Source organism: Blastococcus sp. DSM 46786 (assembly GCF_900109665.1).
GTDB lineage: Bacteria > Actinomycetota > Actinomycetes > Mycobacteriales > Geodermatophilaceae > Blastococcus > Blastococcus carthaginiensis.
The window spans coordinates 31,790-47,845 of sequence record NZ_FOAO01000020.1 but is presented as its reverse complement, the minus strand read 5'-3'; the positions used below and the strand labels follow the sequence as shown (position 1 = coordinate 47,845).

The 16,056-nt window shown below is 75.7% G+C and carries 16 protein-coding genes; 11 read left to right on the top strand and 5 right to left on the bottom strand.

Annotated features, from left to right (window positions below):
- Positions 1 to 27: 27 nt before the first annotated feature.
- Complete coding sequence (locus tag BMW62_RS17340) at positions 28 to 1,476, top strand: FAD-binding oxidoreductase (RefSeq protein ID WP_091933453.1); 1,449 nt, start codon at positions 28 to 30, stop codon at positions 1,474 to 1,476.
- A gap of 77 nt (positions 1,477 to 1,553) precedes the next feature.
- Here the strand turns inward: BMW62_RS17340 and BMW62_RS17335 are convergent, their stop codons facing one another.
- Positions 1,554 to 3,206, bottom strand: coding sequence for an FAD-binding oxidoreductase (locus BMW62_RS17335; protein ID WP_091933450.1), 1,653 nt, complete (start codon positions 3,204 to 3,206; stop codon positions 1,554 to 1,556).
- A 38-nt stretch (positions 3,207 to 3,244) separates the two neighbouring features.
- Between BMW62_RS17335 and BMW62_RS17330 the strand changes: the two genes are divergently transcribed.
- Both BMW62_RS17330 and BMW62_RS17325 read left to right on the top strand, forming a co-directional pair.
- A complete protein-coding gene (locus tag BMW62_RS17330) occupies positions 3,245 to 4,741 on the top strand; it encodes a glycerol-3-phosphate dehydrogenase/oxidase (protein ID WP_091933448.1) in 1,497 nt (498 codons plus the stop codon).
- 119 nt (positions 4,742 to 4,860) lie between these two features.
- Positions 4,861 to 5,655 carry a methyltransferase domain-containing protein gene (locus BMW62_RS17325; RefSeq protein WP_244524117.1) on the top strand — a complete coding sequence of 265 codons (795 nt, stop codon included), beginning with the start codon at positions 4,861 to 4,863 and terminating at the stop codon, positions 5,653 to 5,655.
- A 4-nt stretch (positions 5,656 to 5,659) separates the two neighbouring features.
- Here the strand turns inward: BMW62_RS17325 and BMW62_RS17320 are convergent, their stop codons facing one another.
- Positions 5,660 to 6,754, bottom strand: a complete 1,095-nt coding sequence (locus BMW62_RS17320; protein ID WP_091933442.1) for an aromatic acid exporter family protein — start codon at positions 6,752 to 6,754, stop codon at positions 5,660 to 5,662.
- A 378-nt stretch (positions 6,755 to 7,132) separates the two neighbouring features.
- Between BMW62_RS17320 and BMW62_RS17315 the strand changes: the two genes are divergently transcribed.
- Genes BMW62_RS17315 through BMW62_RS17300 form a run of 4 tightly spaced genes read left to right on the top strand, consistent with a single transcriptional unit; the run spans position 7,133 to position 10,764 of the window.
- Positions 7,133 to 7,774, top strand: coding sequence for an ABC transporter permease (locus tag BMW62_RS17315; protein WP_091933439.1), 642 nt, complete (start codon positions 7,133 to 7,135; stop codon positions 7,772 to 7,774).
- Positions 7,767 to 8,957: an ABC transporter ATP-binding protein gene (locus BMW62_RS17310; protein ID WP_280138667.1), complete on the top strand. Its 1,191-nt coding sequence runs from the start codon at positions 7,767 to 7,769 to the stop codon at positions 8,955 to 8,957. The genes BMW62_RS17315 and BMW62_RS17310 overlap by 8 nt, the downstream gene beginning before the upstream one ends.
- Positions 8,954 to 9,775 (top strand): ABC transporter permease, encoded by an 822-nt coding sequence (locus tag BMW62_RS17305; protein WP_244524116.1) that lies wholly within the window; start codon positions 8,954 to 8,956, stop codon positions 9,773 to 9,775. The genes BMW62_RS17310 and BMW62_RS17305 overlap by 4 nt, the downstream gene beginning before the upstream one ends.
- Positions 9,775 to 10,764, top strand: coding sequence for a glycine betaine ABC transporter substrate-binding protein (locus BMW62_RS17300; RefSeq protein WP_091933580.1), 990 nt, complete (start codon positions 9,775 to 9,777; stop codon positions 10,762 to 10,764). Before BMW62_RS17305 ends, BMW62_RS17300 begins: the two co-directional genes overlap by 1 nt.
- Before the next feature lie 24 nt (positions 10,765 to 10,788).
- On the opposite strand, the gene BMW62_RS17295 is transcribed toward BMW62_RS17300, so the two are convergent.
- A complete protein-coding gene (locus BMW62_RS17295) occupies positions 10,789 to 11,244 on the bottom strand; it encodes a MarR family winged helix-turn-helix transcriptional regulator (protein WP_091933436.1) in 456 nt (151 codons plus the stop codon).
- A gap of 30 nt (positions 11,245 to 11,274) precedes the next feature.
- Between BMW62_RS17295 and BMW62_RS17290 the strand changes: the two genes are divergently transcribed.
- Together BMW62_RS17290 and BMW62_RS17285 are read left to right on the top strand one after the other, a co-directional pair.
- Positions 11,275 to 12,156, top strand: a complete 882-nt coding sequence (locus tag BMW62_RS17290; RefSeq protein ID WP_170852446.1) for an NAD(P)H-binding protein — start codon at positions 11,275 to 11,277, stop codon at positions 12,154 to 12,156.
- Positions 12,153 to 12,788: an NAD(P)-dependent oxidoreductase gene (locus tag BMW62_RS17285; RefSeq protein ID WP_091933432.1), complete on the top strand. Its 636-nt coding sequence runs from the start codon at positions 12,153 to 12,155 to the stop codon at positions 12,786 to 12,788. Before BMW62_RS17290 ends, BMW62_RS17285 begins: the two co-directional genes overlap by 4 nt.
- A 10-nt stretch (positions 12,789 to 12,798) precedes the next feature.
- Here BMW62_RS17285 and BMW62_RS17280 read toward each other — a convergent pair whose 3' ends face one another.
- Positions 12,799 to 13,554 (bottom strand): MerR family transcriptional regulator, encoded by a 756-nt coding sequence (locus BMW62_RS17280; protein WP_091933429.1) that lies wholly within the window; start codon positions 13,552 to 13,554, stop codon positions 12,799 to 12,801.
- Positions 13,555 to 13,772: 218 nt separating this feature from the next.
- On the opposite strand from BMW62_RS17280, the gene BMW62_RS17275 reads away from it, so the two are divergent.
- Together BMW62_RS17275 and BMW62_RS17270 are read left to right on the top strand one after the other, a co-directional pair.
- Positions 13,773 to 14,474, top strand: coding sequence for a class I SAM-dependent methyltransferase (locus BMW62_RS17275; protein ID WP_170852445.1), 702 nt, complete (start codon positions 13,773 to 13,775; stop codon positions 14,472 to 14,474).
- A 45-nt stretch (positions 14,475 to 14,519) separates the two neighbouring features.
- Complete coding sequence (locus tag BMW62_RS17270; protein WP_091933424.1) at positions 14,520 to 15,407, top strand: haloalkane dehalogenase; 888 nt, start codon at positions 14,520 to 14,522, stop codon at positions 15,405 to 15,407.
- Positions 15,408 to 15,416: 9 nt separating this feature from the next.
- On the opposite strand, the gene BMW62_RS17265 is transcribed toward BMW62_RS17270, so the two are convergent.
- Positions 15,417 to 16,013 carry a TMEM165/GDT1 family protein gene (locus BMW62_RS17265; RefSeq protein WP_091933421.1) on the bottom strand — a complete coding sequence of 199 codons (597 nt, stop codon included), beginning with the start codon at positions 16,011 to 16,013 and terminating at the stop codon, positions 15,417 to 15,419.
- Between the last annotated feature and the right edge of the window lie 43 nt (positions 16,014 to 16,056).

Here is a 16,056-nt window from a genome sequence, read left to right as displayed (position 1 = left end):
CCGCCGCGGCAGCGAAGAGGAATCCGCATGTCCCTCACCGAGCTCCCCCGCGAGCCCGAGCAATCCGTCGCCCTCCTGGACGCCGACGCCATCGACAGCCTCGTCCCGCCCTTCCCGGCGGCCGACGTCGACGAGCTCCGCGGCCTGGTCCACGGCCCCGTCTACGCCGCCGGCGACGACGGGCTGGCCGCGGAGGTGGCCACCTGGAACGTCGCGGTGCAGCACACCCCGGCGATCGCGGTCGGCGCCACGTGCGCCGCGGACGTCGCCGCCGCCGTCTCCTGGGCCGTCGCCCGCGGCCTGCGCGTCGCCGTCCAGGCCACCGGCCACGGCCCGGTGCGCAACGCCGCCGGCTCGATGATGATCACCACCCGCCGGATGCAGGGCCTGTTCATCGACCCCGAGCGGCGCACCGTCCGCGTCGAGGCCGGGGTGAAGTGGAAGCGGCTGGTGGAGTCCGCGGCCGAGTTCGGCCTGGCGGGGCTGTGCGGCTCGTCGTCCGACGTCGGGGTCGTGGGGTACACGCTCGGCGGCGGGCTGGGCTCGCTCGGCCGCAAGCACGGCTTCGCCGCCGACCACGTCCGCGCGGTCGAGATCGTCACCGCCGACGGCCGGCAGCGCACGCTGTCCGCCGACTCCGAGCCCGAGCTGTTCTGGGCGGTCCGGGGCGGCAAGGGGAACTTCGGCGTCGTCACCGCCCTGGAGCTGGAGCTGGTGCCGCTGACCGGCCTCTACGCCGGCGGCATCTTCTTCGCCGGCGAGGACATGGCGGCGGTGCTGCACGCCTTCCGGCGGTGGGCGCCCGCCCTGCCGGAGGAGGTCAGCACCTCGGTGGCGATCCTCCGGATGCCCGATGCCGAGTTCGTGCCGCCGCCGCTGCGCGGGCAGACCGCCGTCCACCTGCGCTACGCCTACTGCGGCACGGACTTCGACGAGGGCGAGCGGCTGGTCGCCCCGATGCGCGCGGCCGGGCGGGCCCTGCTGAGCTTCATCGGGCCGATCCGCACCGACGAGACCGACGCCATCCACATGGACCCGGTCGACCCGATGCCGGCGTGGGAGAAGGGCATGCTGCTCGCCGACCTGACCGAGGAGACCGTGGACGCGCTGCTGGGCGCCGCGGGCCCGCAGCTCGACATCCCGCTGGCCATGCTCGAGGTGCGGCTGATGGGTGGAGCGCTGGCCCGCCCGGCGCCGGTGCCCAACGCCGTCGCCGGGCGCAGCGGTGCCTACGCGGTGTACGCCATCGGGCCGGGCATCCCGGAGCTGGCCCACGTGGTGCCGGCCGCGGTGCGGGGCGTGCTCGCCGCGCTCGGACCCTGGAGGTCACCGGAGACGGTGGTCAACTTCCTGGGTGACGTGTCGGGGCCCGGGGAGGTCGCCGCGGCCTACCCGCCGGGCGTCCACCAGCGGCTGGCCGACGTGAAGGCGGCGGTCGACCCGGAGCGCGTCTTCTCGTTCGGCCACGCCATCTGAGCCCGCCCGGGCTCGCCGCCGGCGTCGCGGGCCCCTGACCCCGGCCCCCGGCGCCGCCGGCCTGATCAACACCGCCGTCAGTCGGGGAGCAGGACGCCGGGGTTGCAGACGCCGTGGGGGTCCAGCCGCTGCTTGACCGCCCGCAGCACCTCGACGCCGAGCGGCCCCACCTCGCGCTCGAGCCACGGCCGGTGGTCGGCCCCGACGGCGTGGTGGTGGGTGAGCGTCCCGCCCGCGGCCAGCAGCGCATCGGTGGCGGCCCGCTTCGCGGAGAGCCACTGCTGGATGGGCAGCGCGTCGTCGCGGTCGGCGATCACGGTGAAGTAGAGCGAGGCGCCGGTGGCGTACCCGTGCGAGACGTGGGCCATCACCAGCGGCCGGTGCCCGCCGCGGGCCAGCGACTCCTGCAGCGCCCGGCGCGTGGCGTCGTACACGGCCGGCAGCGCCGTCCAGGTGGCCGCGGTCTCCAGGGTCTCGACCAGCAGGCCGCCGTCCAGGAGCCGGTCGCGTAGGTAGGGCGCCTCGAACCGGTGCCGGCGCCAGGAGTCGCCCACCCGGCGGCCCAGCCGGACGGCGCCGCCGTCGCGCAGCAGCGACGACGCGGCGCGCACACGGGCGCGCACCAGGTCGGGCACCCCCTCCCAGCCGACGACGAGCAGGCAGCCCTCGCCGCGCCCCCGTGCCCGCAGGCTGCCGCGCAGCGCCCTGGCGCCGGCCCCGGCCGCCATGAGCAGGTTCGCCCGCGTCTCGTCGGTGTCGGAGAGCCGGACGACGTCGGGCAGCAGGTCGTGCCGGGCGAGCTGCTGGAGCGCGGCGAGCCCGGCCGCCCACGTGCGGAACGACCAGCCCTCGTAGGAGCTGGCCGTGGGCTTGGGGCGCACCCGGAGCGTCAGCCCGGTGATGACGCCGAGCGTCCCCTCCGAGCCCAGCGCCAGGCCGAGCAGGTCGGGCCCGGCGGCCGACGCCGGCGGGTGGCCGAGCTCCAGCACCCCGGACGGCGTGGCCAGGGTGAGGCCGGCGACCAGCTCGTCGAACCGGCCGACGCCGGTGGACGACTGGCCCGCCGAGCGGGTCGCCGCGTACCCGCCGAGGGTGGCGAACTCCCAGCTCTGCGGCAGGTGGCCGAGGGTCAGCCCCTCGCGGGCGAGCGCCTGCTCGAGCGCCGGCCCGCGCATGCCCGGCCCGACGGTGACCAGCGACGAGGGCACGTCCAGCGCCTGCACCGACGCCATGCGGGACAGGTCGACCGCCAGCACGGGCCGGTCGTCGGGGTCGACGCCGGCCAGCCCGCCGACGACGCTGGTCCCCCCGCCGAACGGGACGACGACGATGCCGCGCTCGCCGCACAGCGCCAGCAGCGCGGCCGTCTCCTCGGTGGTGCCGGGCAGCGCGACGGCGTCGGGGGCGTCGGAGGCGTCGCCCTCCCGCCGGCGCAGCAGGTCCAGGTAGCTCTTGCCCCCGGCCCGCCGCAGCCGCGCGTCGCGGTCGGTGCGCACGTGGTCCTCGCCGAGCAGGCCGGCCAGCGCGGCGCGGTCCTCCTCTGGCAGCCGGCACGGGGCGAGCCGGATCTCCTCCACCGCCGCGGGGGGCGTGGCCCGCGGTTCCCAGCCCAGCTCGCGGGTCAGGTAGCGGCGCGCGGCCTTGGTCAGGACGCCGTCGGGGCTCTCGTCCCCCGGGGTGGCGGGGCGCGGGCCCCAGCCCTGGATCGTCAGTTCCGGCTGCTCGGGCACGGCTACAGTCTGCCGGTGCCGCAGCGCTGGAGGACCGGGTGATCGGTTCCCTGTCACCCGCGCGCCGTACGCGTGACCTGGCGGCGGTGGCCGGGGGCGCCGTCGACGTGGTGGTCGTCGGTGGCGGGGTGACCGGTGCCGGGGTGGCGCTCGATGCCGCGTCGCGCGGGCTCTCGGTGCTGCTCTGCGAGCGGACCGACCTCGCGGCGGGCACCAGCAGGTGGTCCTCGAAGCTGGTGCACGGCGGGCTGCGCTACCTGGCCCACGGCGAGCTCGGGCTGGCGCGGGAGAGCGCCCGCGAGCGCGCCGTGCTCATGGGGGCGACGGCGCCGCACCTGGTGCGCCCGCTGCCCTTCCTGGTCCCCGACGCCGCGGGCCGCGACGTCACCGCGCTCGCAGAGCTGGGCGGGCGGCTCGGCGACGCGGTGCGGTTCTCGGTGCCCGGCGGGCGGCGGTCGCTGCCCCCGACCCGGCGGGTGGGCGCCGCCGACGTCGGCCGGCTGGTCGCGGGCGTTCGGCCCGGGGGTGGCGGCGTCGTCTTCTGGGACGGGCAGCTGGTCGACGACGCGCGCCTCGTCGTCGCCCTGGCCCGGACGGCGGCTGCGCACGGCGCCCGCGTGCTCACCGGGGCCACGGTCACCGCCGTCGACGGCGCGGACGTGCACGTCACCACCGACGACCGGCCGTTCACCGTGCGGGCGGGGGCGGTGGTCAACGCCGCCGGGGTGTGGGCCCAGCGGCTCGCGCCCGGCATCCGGCTGGTGCCCTCGCGCGGCTCGCACGTGGTGGTGCCCGGCGTGCGGCTGGGCTCGCCGTCGGCGGCGCTGACCGTGCCGCTGCCCGGGTCGCGCTCCCGCTACGTCTTCGCGTTGCCGCAGCCGGACGGGTTGGTCTACCTCGGGCTGACCGACGAGCCGGTCGAGGGGGCGGTGCCCGACGACGACGCGACGCCGGCCGACGCCGAGGTGGCGCAGCTGCTGGACACCGTGAACCGGGTGCTCGCCGAGCCGCTGACCCGCGCCGACCTGGTGGGCGCCTACGCCGGCTACCGGCCGCTGGTGCTGCCCGGGGCGGCGGCCCCCGGTGGCGCGACCGCCGACCTGTCCCGCAGGCACCTGCTCGCGTGGGACGGACCGGTCCTCTCCGTGGTCGGCGGGAAGCTGACCACCTACCGCGCGATGGCCGAGGAGGCGGTCGACGCCGTCGTGGCGCGGCTCGGGCGGGGGGCGGCGCGGTCGGTCACCGCACGACTCGCGCTCGTCGGGGCGGCGCCGCGGGTGGCGCTGGACCGGCTGGGAGCGCCGCCCCGGCTGGTCGCCCGGTACGGCACCGAGGCGCCGGCGGTCGAGGCGCTCGGGCCGGCGCCGGTCGTCGCGGGGCGGCCGGAGACGGTGGGCGAGCTGCGGTTCGCCGTCCGCCACGAGGGGGCGCGCACCGTGGCCGACCTGCTCGACCGCCGCACCCGCATCGGCCTGGTGCCCGCCGACCGGGAGCGCGCGGTGCCGGTGGCCGAGCAGGTGCTCGCCGAGGGCTGACCGCGTCCTCCCGCACCGTGGGCGCTCAGGAAGGACGCGCTGCGGCGGAGGTGGACGGGTGAATCTCATGGCGTGGGATGGCAATTCCACTCTGCGGGATGGGAGGCCACACTGCCCTCGTGGACACCTACACGCACGGGCACGCCGAGCCGGTCCTGCAGTCGCACCGGTGGCGCACCGCCGAGAACTCCGCCGCCCACCTCCTGCCCGCGCTGCGCCCCGGCCTCGACCTGCTCGACGTCGGCTGCGGGCCCGGCACGATCACCGTCGACCTCGCCGCGCGGGTGGCGCCCGGCCGGGTGCTGGGGCTTGACCTGTCGGCGGACCCGCTCGACGAGGCCCGGGCCGGCGCCGACCGCGCGGGGGTCGAGGTCACGTTCGCCGTCGGCGACGTCTACGCCCTCGACGTGCCCGACGCCTCCTTCGACGTCGTCCACGCCCACCAGGTGCTGCAGCACCTCACCGATCCGGTGGCCGCGCTGCGGGAGATGGCGCGGGTCTGCCGGCCGGGCGGGCTGGTCGCCGTCCGCGACGTCGACTACGCGGCCACCACCTGGTTCCCCGCCGACGAGGGGCTGGACCGCTGGCTGGCGCTCTACCAGCAGGTGGCCCGCCGCAACGACGCCGAGCCCGACGCCGGGCGCCGGCTGCTGGCGTGGGCACACGCGGCGGGGCTCCGCGACGTCACGGCGACGACGTCGTCCTGGTGCTTCACCACCCCCGCCGAGCGGGAGTGGTGGGGGCGCTCCTGGGCGGGGCGGGCGACGGCGTCGGCGTTCGCCGAGCAGGCGGTGGCCTACGGCCTGGCGACGCCGGGGGAGCTGCAGGGGATCGCGGACGCGTGGCTGCGCTGGGCCGGTGCCGACGACGGCTGGCTGGGGATGCTGCACGGGGAGCTGCTCGTCCGCGTCTGACCCCTCAGGTCACCTCCTGCCGGTGGTGGTGCGCATCGAGGGCCGCCAGGCTGCGCCGGAGGCCGACGGCCACCGCCCCCAGGGCGAAGAACCCCTGATCGTCACCGATGGCGGAGTCGCGCACCAGCGCGGTGAGCCGCCCGGCCGCGGCGAGCGCCTCGTCGACGGCCCGGTCGCGCGCGTCCGGCCCGGTGCCGGTGCCGGTGGCGTGGTACGGGGTGCGGACGACGCCGGCCAGGCCGTCGAGGGCGTCGGCCAGCACCCAGCCGGTCCCGTCGTCGACGCGGTCCAGGCCGCGGCGGTGCGGCTGGAACTCGACGACCAGCGTGGTGAGGTCGTCGATCAGGACGGCGACGCGGTCCAGGGCCCGGGACTGCTCCCGGATGCTGGCGGCGGTCCCGTGCCACTTCCGCGCCCGCGGATTGGCCCGCCGCGCGCGCTCGACGACCAGCTCCGCGTGCCGCATCCGCTCCAGGGCGCGGTCGAGCTCCGTCCCGCGCGCGTCCCACTCGTCGGGCGCCGGTACCCGGCCGCTGCGCAGCGCGGCCGCCATCGTCGCCAGGTGGTCGGCGACGAGCGCCCGGGCCGCCTGGATCCGCTGGACCGCCGTGGTGAGCTGCAGCGGCGGGAAGAGCACGGTGGTCACCAGGACGCCGATCGCCGCGCCCAGGAAGGTGAGCCCGGCGTAGCGCACCGCGTAGTCGGCCGGATCGGCCGTGCCCACCGTCAGCATGAGGACGGCGGCGAAGCTGACCCAGCTCGCCTGTTCCCGCAGGGCCCGCCACTGCTCGACGACGATCGCCAGCAGCACGATCAGCGCGATGGTCAGCGCGTTGGGCACCGCCCGGGTGAGCTCGTAGACCGCGACGGCGAGCGCGAAGCCGAGCAGGATGGCCAGGAGGCTGCGCCACGCCGCCGACGCGGAGTCCGCGACGGTCGGGCTGACCGCGATCACCGCGCCGAGCGGGGCGTAGTAGGCGTAGTCGGAGAGGGTCCCCGGCAGCAGCAGGGCCACCTGCCACGACAGGCCTGCTGCCAGCGCTGCCCGTACCGCACGCTGCACCCACGGCTGCTGCAGCCGCGCCACCACCCATCCCACCCCGCCAGGATGCGCTCCTCTCCCGGCGTCCCGTCCCCCGGGTGAGGGACGCCGGGGAGGAGCGCCGCACGCGCACCCGATGGCGGGGAGCTGCGGCCGCCCGGCCGGTGACCGTGAGCAGGCGACAGGCCCCCGCGCCGCACGCGTGCGCAGCCCGGCGGTGGGGTGGAACCCGGGGACCCGCCCTCGATGTCACGCAACCGTCATGATCATCGGCTCCTCTGCCCCGGCGAGCTGTGCAAGAGTCGACAGCCGCGTGTCGTGGGTCGCCGCCTGTCCGGAGTGGCGCAGGCCGCTGACCGCCCCGACCGGGTGGGTGGATCGCAAAGCCGGACGACGAGGACATGGCCCCGACGCGGGCCCGGAGAGGTGCGGCCCATGTGGGAGTACGTGACCGAGCGTGCCGGGCTCGTCGCCTTCCAGTCGTTCCAGCACGTCAGCCTCGTGGTGCAGTGCGTCCTGCTCGGCTCGCTGATCGCCGTCGCGCTCGCGGTGCTGGTCTACCGGAACCCGGCGGCGACCTCGGCCGCCAACGGTTTCTCCGCCGTGGGCCTGACCATCCCCTCGTTCGCCCTGCTCGGCATCCTGCTGGCGCCCTTCGGCTTCGGCATCACGCCGGCGGTCATCGCGATCACCTTCTACGCTGCGCTGCCGGTGCTGCGCAACGCGGTCGTGGGGCTCGCCGGGGTCGACCGGTCGCTGGTCGAGTCCGCCCGCGGGATCGGGATGAGCCGCGTGCGCACGCTGCTGCGGGTGGAGCTCCCGCTGGCCTGGCCGGTGATCCTCGCCGGTATCCGGGTGGCCACCCAGATGGTCATGGGCATCGCCGCCATCGCGGCCTACGTGCTCGGCCCCGGGCTCGGCGGCTTCATCTTCTCGGGCCTCTCCCGGCTCGGCGGGGCCAACGCCCTCAACTCCACGCTCACCGGGACGATCGCGATCGTCCTGCTGGCGCTCGTCCTCGACCTGCTGCTGGTGCTCGCCGGCCGGCTGACGACCCCCAGGGGGATCCGTGTCTGAGACCCTTCCCGCCCCGTCGACCGCTGCCGGTCCCGGCGACGACCGGCACATCAGCGGCGTCCCGATCCGGCTGGACGGCGTGACCAAGCGCTACCCCGGTCAGGGCGTGCCCGCCGTCGACGACGTCACCCTGGAGATCGCCGCCGGGGAGACGGTGATGTTCGTCGGCCCGTCCGGGTGCGGAAAGACCACGCTGCTCAAGATGATCAACCGGCTGATCGAGCCGACCGGTGGGCGGATCCACCTCGGCGACGAGGACGTCACCGACCAGGACCCCGACCAGCTGCGCCGGCGCATCGGCTACGTCATCCAGGCCGGCGGGCTCTTCCCGCACATGACGGTGGCCACGAACATCGGCCTGGTCCCGAAGATGCTCAAGTGGGACGACGCCCGCATCGCCGGACGGGTGGACGAGCTGCTCGACCTGGTCGGCCTGGACCCCGAGCAGTACCGCGACCGGTACCCGCGGGAGCTCTCGGGTGGTCAGCAGCAACGGGTGGGCGTCGCCCGTGCCCTCGCCGCGGACCCGCCGGTGCTGCTGATGGACGAGCCCTTCGGCGCGGTCGACCCGATCACCCGCCAGCGCCTGCAGGACGAGCTGATCCGCATCCAGGAGGAGCTGGGCAAGACCATCGTGTTCGTCACCCACGACTTCGACGAGGCCGTGAAGCTGGGTGACAAGATCGTCGTCTTCGACGTCGGTGCGCGGGTGGTGCAGTACGACACCCCCGAGCGGATCCTCGCCGAGCCGGCCGAGGAGTACGTGGCCGACTTCGTCGGTGCCGGCGCCACCCTCAAGCAGCTCACCCTGACCCGGGTGGGCGACGTCGACCTCCTGCGCCCGACGACGGCGACCGTCGGCTCGGACTCCGCAGCCGCGGTGGCCGCGGCGCGGGCGGCCGGCGACGACTACGTGGTCGTGCTCGACCAGCGCGGGCGCCCGATCAGCTGGCCCACCCTGGCCGAGCTCGAGCGGACGACGGCGATCCCCGGCACGGTCGACGAGCGGCTCCCCGTGGTCGGGCTGCGCTCGACGCTCAACGACGCGCTGGACGCGATGCTCGCCGCCAGCCAGGGCGGTGTCGTCGTCACCGGTCGCCGCGACGCCCTCGCCGGGGTGATGGCGGTCGAGACCGTGATGGCGGCCATCCAGCGCACCCGGACCGGCGGGGGCGCCAGGTGACGGCCTCCACCGGGGTCCGCCGGGACGGCACCCCCGACCCGACCGCGCCCGAGCCCGCGACCCAGGCCGCCGACGAGCGCTCGGCCCGGGCCGGCTCCGGCGGCTGGCGGGCGCTGCTCTGGCAGCCGGTGATGCTCGCGGTCGCGGTGCTGGTCTTCGTGGTCTGGCGGGCCGCCGCCGGCCTCTCCGACGTCGAGTCGCGGCAGCTGGGCTGGAGCGCGCTGTCCCGGAGCGTCGTCGAGCACCTGCAGCTGACCGCGGCTTCCGCGCTCATCGTGCTGGTCATCGCGATCCCGCTGGGCATCCTGCTCACCCGGGGTGGGATGCGGCGCTTCAGCCCGCTGATCGTCGGGGTCGCGAACACCGGGCAGGCCGCCCCGGCCATCGGGCTCCTCGTGCTGCTGGCCGCCTGGACCGGGTTCGGCTTCCGGACGGCGGTGATCGGGCTGGTGGTCTACGCCGCGCTGCCCGTCCTGCGCAACACGATGGTCGGCCTCCAGGGCGTCGACTCCCGCCTCGTGGAGGCCGGCCGGGGGATGGGCATGAGTGCCCTGGCCGTGCTGCTGCGGGTCGAGCTCCCCCTGGCGGTGCCGGTGCTGCTGGCCGGGGTGCGCACCGCGCTGGTCCTGCTCGTGGGTACGGCCACCCTGGCCACCTTCATCAACGGGGGCGGGCTGGGCGTGCTCATCGTCACCGGGATCAACCTGTCCCTGGACGCGTTGCTGGTCAGCGGCGCCGTCCTGGTGGCGCTGCTGGCCCTCGCCGTCGACTGGCTCGGCCGGGTCGTGGAGCACGTCGCCCGGCCGAGGGGGCTGTGATGCGCGCCCGCCCCGCCGCCGGGCTGGCGGCGCTGGTCCTCGCCGTGACCGCCGCGACCAGCGGCTGCGGGCTGCAGGCGGCCACCCAGTACACGCCGCCGTCGGCGCCGGGCAGCATCGAGCCGATCGACGGCGTCGAGGGCGACGAGATCGTCGTCGGTGCCAAGAACTTCACCGAGCAGCTCATCCTCGGCAAGATCGCGGTGATCGCCCTCCAGGTCGCCGGTTTCGACGTCGTCGACCGGACCAACATCCCCGGCTCCGTGCCCGCCCGCCAGGGGATGGTCGACGGCGACATCGACATGGAGTGGGAGTACACCGGGACGGCGTGGCTGTCCTACCTCGGCGAGTCCGAGCCGATCCCGGACCCGCAGGAGCAGTGGGAGGCGGTCCGGGACGCCGACGCGGCCAACGGTCTGACCTGGCTCCCGCCGGCCGAGGCCAACAACACCTACGCCTTCGCCGTCCGCTCCGAGGCGCTGCCCGAGCTGGGGAACGTCTCCACGCTCTCCGGCATCGCCGAGCTCCCGGTCGAGGAGCGCACGTTCTGCGTGGAGTCGGAGTTCGCCAGCCGCAACGACGGGCTCGGTCCGATGCTCGAGACCTACGGGATCCCGCTCGGTGACCCGCAGGGGGTGCCGCGCGACAACATCAGCATCCTCGACACCGGGGCGGTCTACGAGGCCACCGACGACGGGCTGTGCAACTTCGGCGAGGTGTTCACCACCGACGGCCGCATCCCCGCCCTGGACCTCACCGTGCTCGAGGACGACCGCAACTTCTTCCCGGCCTACAACATCTCGCCGGTCGTGCTGACCGAGACGCTCGCCGAGTACCCGGAGCTGGCCGACGTCTTCGGGCAGATCACCCCGCTGCTGACCGACGAAGTGCTGCAGGAGCTGAACGCGCGGGTCGACGTCGCCGGGGAGGAGCCCGCCGACGTGGCGCTGGACTGGATGGTGTCCGAGGGGCTGGTCACCCGGGGGTGACCCCCGGCCCACCGCCGGCCGGGGTCAGCGGCGCCGCGCACCCGGGTCGGGGGCCATCGCCTCGGCGAACCGGGTGAGCAGGTCGGCGAGGGTGCCGACCTCGCCCTCGGGCCACGAGCCGAGCGCGTCGCGCAGCCGCGCGGTGCGGAACGCCCGCGACGCCGTCACCAGCCGTGCCCCCTCCGCGGTGAGGGACAGCGACACCCGTCGCGGGTCGCCGGCGTGCGGCCGCCGCGCGACCATGCCGGCCGCCGCCGACCGGCTCACCAGCCGGCTCGCCGTCGAGTGGGTGACGCCGAGCGTCCCGGCGACCTCGGTGACGCCGACGTCGGCGCCGGCCCGGTCGTGCTCCTCGACGGCCAGGCAGACCAGCAGGGTGGACCCCTCGACGGTGCGCCCCTCGTGCTCGATCCCCGCCGGGGCGTCCCAGGTGCGCCGCAGCCGCAGCAGCGCCCGGTCGAGTCGTTCGAGATCGGACACGGCGTCCCCCTTTGCATGTACGGTACATACGTGACCGTCCTGGTGACCGGAGCCTCGGGCAACGTCGGCCGGCCCGTCGTCGACCGCCTGGTGGCGTGCGGTGCCGCCGTCCGCCGCGCGGACCGCACGCCCGCCGATCATGCCGGGCCCGGGGTCGAGCAGGTCCGGTTCGACTTCACCGACCCGGCCACGTGGGCGCCCGCCTTCGCCGGCGTCGACACCGTGTTCCTGGTCCGGCCGCCGGCACTCGGGGACGTCCGGCACGACCTGCTGCCCGCGATGGCCGCGGCCCGGGACGCCGGCGTCGGCCACGTCGTCTTCCTGTCGCTGCAGGGCGCCGAGCGGATCCCCGTCGTCCCGCACGCGACCGTCGAGCGCTGGCTGCGCGGCTCGGGCCTGGGGTGGACCTTCGTGCGCCCGTCGTTCTTCACGCAGAACCTCGCGACCACCCACGCCCCCGACATCCGCGACCGGGACGAGCTCGTCCTGCCGGCGGGGCGCGGGCGCACGGCGTTCGTCGACGTCCTCGACGTGGCCGACGTCGCCGCCGCCGTCCTCGCCGAGCCGCGGGCGCACCGGGGGCGCGCGTGGACGGTGACCGGCCCGGAGGCGCTGACCTACGGCGAGGTGGCGGGTGCGCTCACCGAGGTCCTCGGCCGCCGCATCGCCTACCGCCCGACCGGGGTGCTGCGGTACGTGCGCCACGCGCGGACGGCGCTCGGGATGAGCACCGGGATGGCGTGCGTGACCGCCGGCATCTACACCACCGCGCGGCTCGGGCTGGCAGCCGGCCTGACGGGTGACGTGCGGCAGGTGACCGGGCGCGACCCGCGCCCGGTGCTCGAGACCGTGCGGCGCGAGGCGGCGGCCTGGCGCCGTGCGGACCCGGTCCCCGAGGAGGAGCCGTCATGAAGGTCGCCGTGCTGGGAGCCACCGGGCGCACCGGCCGCCCGCTGGTCGAGGAGCTGCTCCGTCGGGGGCACGAGGTCGCAGTCCTCGTGCGCGACCCGGCGAAGCTGGGGGAGACGGCCGGGCGCGTCCGCGTCGTCACCGGCAGCAGCCGCGACGCCGCCGCGCTGACCGACCTGGCCACCGGCGTGGACGCGGTAGTTTCCGCCCTCGGCCCGGTGGGCGGCGACCACACCCTGCACCAGGACACCGCCGCGGCGCTCGTCCCGGTGTTGCAGCGCGCCGGGGTGGCGCGCTTCATCGGGGTCTCGGGCGCCGGGATCGACGTGCCGGGCGACCGGAAGTCCCCCGTCGCGCGGCTGATCTCGCTGCTGATCCAGAAGTTCGGCGGCGCGGTCGTCCAGGACAAGCCGGCCGAGCACGCGTGCTGGGCGGCCAGCGACCGGGAGTGGACCCTGGTGCGGCCGCCGCGGCTGAAGGAGGGTGCCCCCACCGGTGCGGTGGAGCACGACGCCCACCGGTCGGCGCGGGCGACCTGGATCGACCGCGCCGACCTGGCGGCGTTCCTCGTCGACTGCCTGGAGCAGGACCTCTACCCGCGGCAGGCGCCGCTGGTGGCCGCGGCGAAGGCCTGAGCGCACACGGTCACCCCTGGCGGTCGGCGTTGGCCTGGACGGCGGCGCTCACGTACCGCGCCAGGCCGGGCGCACGCTGCTCGTAATGGGCGGTGAACCGCTCGTCCTCGACGTACATCCCGCCCAGGCCGGCGTGCATCTCGGGTGGGCAGTCGTAGAAGTTCCGGCTGATCTGCTGCCGGTGCTCCTCCGCGAGGTCCATCGCCCGCTCCGAGTCGGCCGGGGCGCCGGCGGCCGGCGCCTCGGCGAACCGGCGCTCGACGTCGTCCCCCTCGGCCTTGACCCGCAGCCAGTCCTCCTTCGAGTACGCCGCGGCCCTCCGCTTCGACTCCGCGTAGGCGTCCGTCTCGCCCCAGCGCTCCTGGACCTCGGCCTCGTACTGCTCCGGGTCGTGCTCGCCGAACACCTCGAACCTCTCCTCCGGGGTCAGCGCGATCCCCATGGCTCTCGCCTCCATCTCCTTCTCGACGGCCGCGACCATCGCCTGCGTCCGCTCCAGCCGTAGAAGGACCCGCCTGCCCCCACGCCTCGCAAGCTCGGCGCGGGCCCCTGCAGGCAGGCCGGCCAGCAGGGTCGCGACCTCCTCGAGGGGGAACCCGAGCTCGCGGAAGAGCAGCACCCGGTGCAGCCGGTCCAGGTCGGCCGGCGCGTACTGCCGGTAGCCGGCCGCCGTCCGCCCGGACGGCGAGAGCAGGCCGATCCGGTCGTAGTGGTGCAGCGTGCGCACCGTGACGCCGGCCATCGCGGCGACCTCGCCCACGTTCATCGGGTCCCTCCCTCGTCTGACGAGGAGCAGGCAACAGCCTGACGTCGCGTCAGGGTCAAGGCTCTACCCGTTCCGCCGTCGCGACCACGACCGTCGAGTGCGACGAACTCGTGGTCATCGGCGCGTGATGGCCACGGGTTCGTCGCACTCGGCGCAGCCTCAGGTCCCCGTGGCCGGCGCCGGCCTCCCGGATCGAGGCACCGCCTAGGGTCGACCCGGTGAGCGGGGGAGCGGACGGCTGGGGCGCGACGCTGCACGAGGCCGTGCTCGACGCCACCGCGGTGACCACCGGCACCCGCCTGCTCGACCTGGGCTGCGGCGCGGGCGGTCTCGCCCGGCGTGCAGCCGACCGGGGCGCCCGGGTGACCGGCGTCGACACCGATCCGGACGCCGTCGCGCAGGCGGCCGCAGCCGTGCCCGGCGGGACCTTCCTCGTGCGGCACGCGCAGGACCCGCCGCCCGGGCGGTTCGACGTCGCCGCCGCCGCCCAGGTGCTGATGCACGTCGCCGACCCGGTCGCGGTGCTGCACCGGGCCGGTCGGGCCGGCGGGGTCGTCGCCGCGACGGTGTGGGGCCGGGACCGGGAGTGCGACCTGCGCGTGCTGCAGGAGGCGCTGGCGCCGCGCCGGCCCGGCCGGGCGCCCGCGGTCAGCGAGCCCGCCCGGCTGCGGGCGATGGCGGAGAGGGCGGGGCTGGTGGTCGAGCGGCTCGACGAGGTGGTCGTGCCCTTCGACTACGCCGACGCCGACGAGCTGCTCGGGCCGCTCATGGCCACGCCGGTCGCCCGCTCGGCGGTGCGGCGGGCCGAGCCCGAGGCCCTGCGGGACACCGTGCTCGAGCACCTGGCGCCCTACCGCACGGCCGACGGCGGCTACCGGCTGCGCAACCTCTTCCGGGTGCTCGTCGCGCGGCCGGCCTGAGGACGGCGACCGGCGGGAATCCCCGGGCGGTGTGAGGATCGGGACATGGCCGACGACGTCTCGCCCGAGGACCCGTTCCCCCGCACGAGGATCACCGTCAAGGACGCCGAGATGGCGTACGTCGACGTCGGCACGGGCGAGTCGATCGTCTTCCTGCACGGCAACCCGACGTCGTCCTACCTCTGGCGCAACGTGATCCCGCACGTGCAGCACCTCGGCCGCTGCATCGCCCCCGACCTCATCGGCATGGGCGAGTCGGACAAGCTGCCCGACGCCGGTCCCGGCACCTACTCCTTCGCCACGCACGCCGGCTACCTGGAGGAGTTCCTCGACCGCACCTTCGTCGGCGACCGCGTCACGCTGGTCCTGCACGACTGGGGCTCGGGCCTGGGCTTCGACTGGGCCGAACGCCATCAGGACCGGGTCCGGGGCATCGCCTTCACCGAGGCGATCGTCGCGCCGGTCACCTGGGACGACTGGCCGGCCGACGCCCGCAACATCTTCCAGCTGATGCGCGGCTCGGACGGGGAGGCGGCGGTGCTGGACAAGAACGTCTTCGTCGAGCGGATCCTGCCGGCGTCGGTGGCCCGCGGGCTCAGCCCCGGGGCGCACGACCGCTACCGCGCCCCGTTCGCCCGGCGCGAGGACCGCTGGCCGACGCTCGAGTGGCCCCGCCAGCTGCCGATCGAGGACGAGCCCGCGGCGGTCGTCGAGGTGGTGGAGCGCTACGGGGCGTGGCTGGCCGGCAGCGACGTCCCCAAGCTCTTCATCGACGCCGACCCGGGCTCGATCCTGGTCGGGCGGCAGCGGGACCTCGTGCGCAGCTGGCCGGCGCTCACCGAGGTCACCGTGGCCGGCAGCCACTTCGTCCCGGAGGACTCACCGCACGAGATCGGCCGCGCGGTGGCCGACTGGATCTCGGGCCTGGACTGAACACTCAGCTCAGGTGAGGGCGCGGACCGTCTCCACGAGCGCCACGACGGCGAAGACGAGGAACAGGCCGGCGGCGACCCGGCGGATGAGCGCGATCGGCAGCCGGTCGGCCAGCTTCTTGCCCAGGAACACCGCGAGGCCGGAGACGACGAGCAGGGCGGCCCAGGAGCCGACGAAGACCGACACCGGCGCGTCGTAGCGGGCGGCCAGGCCGGCGGTGGCGAGCTGGGAGAGGTCGCCCCACTCGGCGGCGAACAGCACGCCGAAGGAGATCGCGGCCGCCCGCAGGAACGACGTCTGCTCGCGGGAGTCGGCGGCCTCGCCGGCGCCCTCGGCGCTCGCGGTCGCGCTGCGCCAGAGGATCACCGCGCCCACCAGGAACAGCAGCGCGACGACGCCGGTGACGAGCGCCTGGGGCAGCAGCGAGAGCAGCGACCCCGCGGTGACGGCGATCGCCACCTGCAGGCCGAACGCGGTGCCGACGCCGACGAACACCGGCAGCGGCGGGAAGCGGGTCGCCAGCACCAGGCTGGCGAACAGCGTCTTGTCGGGCAGCTCCACCGGCAGCACCAGGACGAACGCGGCCAGCACGACCGACCAGACCACGGGGAACCCTCCTCGCACGGCACTGCCGGGCGGGGCTCGGGCA

What these genes read in the sequence shown, in the direction of transcription:
- BMW62_RS17340 (WP_091933453.1), top strand. Translation starts at nt 28, where the DNA reads ATGTCCCTCACCGAGCTCCCCCGCGAGCCCGAGCAATCCGTCGCCCTC.
- BMW62_RS17315 (WP_091933439.1), top strand. Translation starts at nt 7,133, where the DNA reads ATGTGGGAGTACGTGACCGAGCGTGCCGGGCTCGTCGCCTTCCAGTCG.
- BMW62_RS17300 (WP_091933580.1), top strand. Translation starts at nt 9,775, where the DNA reads ATGCGCGCCCGCCCCGCCGCCGGGCTGGCGGCGCTGGTCCTCGCCGTG.
- BMW62_RS17285 (WP_091933432.1), top strand. Translation starts at nt 12,153, where the DNA reads ATGAAGGTCGCCGTGCTGGGAGCCACCGGGCGCACCGGCCGCCCGCTG.
- BMW62_RS17280 (WP_091933429.1), bottom strand. Translation starts at nt 13,554, where the DNA reads ATGAACGTGGGCGAGGTCGCCGCGATGGCCGGCGTCACGGTGCGCACG.
- BMW62_RS17270 (WP_091933424.1), top strand. Translation starts at nt 14,520, where the DNA reads ATGGCCGACGACGTCTCGCCCGAGGACCCGTTCCCCCGCACGAGGATC.